The organism is Promicromonospora sp. NPDC060204 (assembly GCF_042728455.1).
Taxonomy (GTDB): domain Bacteria; phylum Actinomycetota; class Actinomycetes; order Actinomycetales; family Cellulomonadaceae; genus Promicromonospora.
Genome location: NZ_JBHWZO010000383.1, coordinates 1 through 4,187, shown reverse-complemented (window position 1 = coordinate 4,187; position 4,187 = coordinate 1). Strand labels below are relative to the sequence as shown.

3 protein-coding genes are annotated in these 4,187 nt (G+C 72.7%); all 3 read left to right on the top strand.

The window, feature by feature from the left end:
• The first annotated feature begins 69 nt into the window (after positions 1–69).
• From ACFWEJ_RS27650 to ACFWEJ_RS27640, 3 genes are read left to right on the top strand one after another with little or no spacing between them, the layout of a single operon-like run.
• On the top strand, positions 70–999 hold the full coding sequence (locus tag ACFWEJ_RS27650) for a carbohydrate ABC transporter permease (protein WP_377232374.1): 930 nt from the start codon (positions 70–72) through the stop codon (positions 997–999).
• Between the two features lies 1 nt (position 1,000).
• Entirely contained in the window at positions 1,001–1,894 is an 894-nt protein-coding gene (locus ACFWEJ_RS27645) for a carbohydrate ABC transporter permease (RefSeq protein ID WP_377232373.1), read from the top strand.
• 48 nt (positions 1,895–1,942) lie between these two features.
• Positions 1,943–4,042 (top strand): glycoside hydrolase family 127 protein, encoded by a 2,100-nt coding sequence (locus tag ACFWEJ_RS27640; RefSeq protein WP_377232372.1) that lies wholly within the window; start codon positions 1,943–1,945, stop codon positions 4,040–4,042.
• Positions 4,043–4,187: the final 145 nt, after the last annotated feature.

Sequence of the window (4,187 nt, the reverse complement as noted above, 5' to 3'; positions counted from 1 at the left end):
CACGCGCCCCGTGAGCTCGTCCGACGAGCTCGCCGCGTGAACCTCGCCGTGTGAACAAGGAGCCTTGCCGTGCCCGCGAAAACCTCCGCCCGTCCGCCCACCAGACCCGCCGTCGTCGCCGTCGCGCGCCGCCGTGCCCTGCACGGCTGGGCCTACGCCGCGCCGACCGCCCTGCTCGTCGTGGGCCTGTTCGTGCTGCCCGTGCTGCTGGTCGGCAAGATGTCGCTGTCCGACTGGCCGCTCCTGTCCGGCAACCAGGGCCTGAACGCCCCGCAGAACTACGTCGACGCGCTCACGCACCGGTTCTTCTGGGACTCCGTCGTCTTCACGCTGAAGTACACGGTGATCGCCACCGTGCTGCTCATCGGCCTCGGCCTGGGCCTCGCGCTGCTGGTGCAGGAGTCGAGCCGCTGGTCCGCGGTGCTGCGCACGTCGATCCTCGTGCCGAGCGCGCTCGGCCTCGCGTCCGCGTCGCTGCTCTTCTACGCGCTGTACTCGCCGCAGGTCGGCCCGCTGTCCCCGCTGCTGCAGCGCCTCGGGCTGGCCGACGGGCCGGTGTCGTTCCTCGGCACCCCCGAGAGCGCGCTCTGGTCCACCGTGTTCCTGGTGGTCTGGCGGTTCGCCGGCTTCTACATGCTGCTGCTCATGGTGGGGCTGCAGGGCATCCCGCACGAGGTGCTCGAGGCCGCCCGGATGGACGGCGCGAACCGGTGGCAGACCTTCCTGAGCGTGACCCTGCCGCTGCTGCGCCCGTCGCTCGCGCTGTGCACGGTCCTGTGCGTCACCGGCTCGCTGCTGGCGTTCGACCAGTTCTACATCCTGACCAAGGGCGGGCCGGACAACAGCACGCTCACGGTCGTCCAGCTCATCTACAACGTGGCCTTCCAGGGCCAGAACGACCTCGGCGTCGCCGCCGCGCTGTCGATCGTCGTCCTGGTCGTGCTCGTCGTCGTGAACGTGGCCCAGATGCGTGCCATGCGCGCAGGCCAGGAGGACTGACATGACCACGACCACGCTCCCCGCCAGCCCGCCCCGGCCGCAGGTGCCGCGCCGGCCGCGCGCACCCCGGGCCCGGCTCGTGGGGATCGCCCTGCGCACGCCCTACTGGGTGCTGACCGGCGCGCTCGCCGTCGTCTTCGTCTTCCCGCTGATCTGGGCCGGGGTCGCGTCCGTCGCGCCCCAGCCCGGCAGCAGCCAGGTCGACGGCTGGGGGCTCGGCAACTACGCCACCCTCATGGAGTACCAGGCGGGCCTGCCCCAGTACCTGCTCAACTCGACGCTGCTGTCCGGGATGACGGTGCTCTTCACGCTGGTCGCCTCGGTGCTGGGCGGCTACGCGTTCTCGCGCTTCAAGTTCCCTGGCCGCGACGTGCTCTTCCTGCTCACGCTCGCGATCCTCATGGTCCCGTACGCCACGCTGCTGATCCCGCTGTACGTGATGCTCAACGCGATCGGCCTGCAGAACACGCTGGTGGGCCTCTCGCTCGTGCTCACGGTGTTCCAGCTCCCGTTCGCGACGTTCATGATGCGCATCTCGTTCGACGCCGTCCCGCGCGAGCTGGACGAGGCCGCGCTCGTGGACGGCTGCTCGTCGTTCCGCGCGCTGCGCACCGTGCTGCTGCCGGCGGTCAAGCCAGGCGTCATCACGGTCGGCCTGTTCGCGTTCCTCGCGGCGTGGAACGACTTCGTCGCGCCCCTGATCCTCATCTCCGACTCCACCAAGATCCCGCTCCCGCTCGCCGTGGCGAACCTCCGGGCGCAGGTCATGGGCATCGTCGACTACGGCGCCACCGAGGCCGGCGTCGTCGTCATGGCCCTGCCGTGCGTCGTCCTGTTCCTCCTGCTCCAGCGGCACTACGTCCGCGGGTTCATGTCCGGCGCGCTCAAGGGCTGACCGCCCGTGCCCCGTTCAGCCCGTCCACCACTTCCCGGAGGTCTCCGAATGCTCTTCCCGACCGGACACCGTGGCGCCGCCACGCCCACGCCCGTCGTGCCCTCGACCGGGCGCCTGACGCCCCTCGGCCTCGACCAGGTGCGCATCACCGGGGGTCCCTGGGCCCGCCGCCAGGAGGTGAACGCGACCGCCACCCTGGCGCACATCGAGCACTGGCTCGAGCGCGAGGGCTGGCTGGGCAACTTCGACCTGGCGGTGTCCGGCGGCCTGGCGGAGGGACGGCGCGGCCGGGAGTTCAGCGACTCCGAGGTGTACAAGCTGCTGGAGGCCATGGCCTGGGAGCTCGGCCGTCGGCCCGACGACGACCTCAGGACCAGGTTCGACGCGATCGTGCTCCGGGTCTCGGCCGCCCAGGAGCCGGACGGGTACATCGGCACCCGGTTCGGCCGCCCCGGGCAGCAGCCGCGCTACACCGACCTGGAGTGGGGCCACGAGCTGTACTGCCAGGGCCACCTGTACCAGGCCGCCGCGGCCCGGGCCCGTACCGGCAAGCCCGACGACCTCCTGGTCGACGTCGCCCGGCGCAGCGCCGACCACGTGTGCGCCACGTTCGGGCCGGACGGCAACCAGGGGATCTGCGGGCACTCCGAGGTCGAGGTCGGCCTGGCCGAGCTCGGCCGGGCGCTCGGCGAGCCGCGGTACCTCGCGCAGGCGGCGCTGTTCGTCGAGCGGCACGGGCACGGCGTGCTCGCCGACATCGAGTTCGGCCGGTCCTACTACCAGGACGTCGTGCCGGTGCGGGAGTCCGAGGTGCTGCACGGGCACGCCGTGCGGGCCAACTACCTGGCCGCCGGCGCGGTCGACGTCGCGGTCGAGACGGGCGACGCCGAGCTGCTCGACGCCGTCGCCGGCCAGTGGGCTCGCGCCCAGGCCCGGCGCACGTACGTGACGGGCGGGCAGGGCTCGCACCACCAGGACGAGGCGTTCGGCGACGACTGGGTGCTGCCCCCGGACCGCGCGTACTCCGAGACGTGTGCGAGCGTCGGCTCGGTCATGGTGTCGTGGCGGCTCCTGCTCGCCCGCGGCGGCGCCGAGTACGCCGACGCGATCGAGCGCGCCCTGACCAACGTGGTCGCGACCTCGCCGGCCCACGACGGGCAGTCCTTCTTCTACGCGAACACCCTGCACCAGCGCGTCCCGGCCGAGCACGTCGCCGACGACGTGGTGAGCAAGCGCGCCGAGGCGTCGCTGCGCGCCCCCTGGTTCGAGGTCTCGTGCTGCCCGCCCAACGTGGCGCGCACGTTCGCGAGCCTCGCGGCGTACGTCGCCACGGTGGACGACGGCGGGGTCCAGCTCCACCAGTACGCCCCCGCGGAGATCCGGGCCGAGCTGCCGTCGGGGGAGCGGGTGGGGCTCGACGTCGTCACGGACTACCCCGCCGACGGGCGCGTCGAGGTGCGGGTCGTGTCCGCGCCCGCGGGCGACTGGACGTTGACGCTGCGGGTGCCCGCGTGGTCGGCGTCGGCCCGGGTGCGGGTGGACCTGGGCGACGGTGTGGGCGGCGGGGGCGAGGGGGGTGTCCGCGAGGTGGGCCCGGGGCTGGTCGAGGTGGCCGGGCCGCGGGCCGGCGGCATGGTGGTGCTCGACCTCGACTCGGCCCCGCGGTTCGTGGTGCCCGACCCGCACATCGACGCCGTCCGCGGCTGCGTCGCGGTGCAGCGCGGGCCGGAGGTGCTGTGTTTGGAGTCGGTCGACCTGGAGGCGGTCGGGGTTGGTGTTGGTGGCGGTGTTGGTGTTGGTCGTGGTGTTGACGACGTCGTGGTCGACACGTCGGTCCCGCCGTGGGAGGTGGACGGCGTCGTGTACGTCCGGGCCGGCCTGAGGGGTGCTGGTGCTGACGTGAGCGCTGCCGCTGGTGCCGGTGCGGGCGTCGGGGCCGCCGCCGCTGCTGCTGCAGATGCCGGGACTGGTGGCGGCGACCCGGCGGCTGACAGCGGTGACAGCAACGGCACCGGCTGGCCCTACACGGCGGCGGACGACGTCGTCCCGCACCCCCGCCCCGAGCTCCACGACGTGCCGCTGGTCGCATACCACGACTGGGCCAACCGCGGCCCGGCCACGATGCGCGTCTGGCTCCCGACCCTCTGACAACACCCGGCGGCCCCGCCCCGCCCCGCCAGCCGCGGCCACCGTCCGGCACCACAACGGAAGTGGGGGGGGGGGACCCCAGAAAGCGCGCAAAAAAAAACAAAAAGGGGGCCCAGAAGGGGGAGAGGGGAAGGAAAAGAGTGGA

Excerpts from the sequence above, each read along its gene's own strand:
- ACFWEJ_RS27645 (WP_377232373.1), top strand. The coding sequence starts at position 1,001 with ATGACCACGACCACGCTCCCCGCCAGCCCGCCCCGGCCGCAGGTGCCG.
- ACFWEJ_RS27640 (WP_377232372.1), top strand. The coding sequence starts at position 1,943 with ATGCTCTTCCCGACCGGACACCGTGGCGCCGCCACGCCCACGCCCGTC.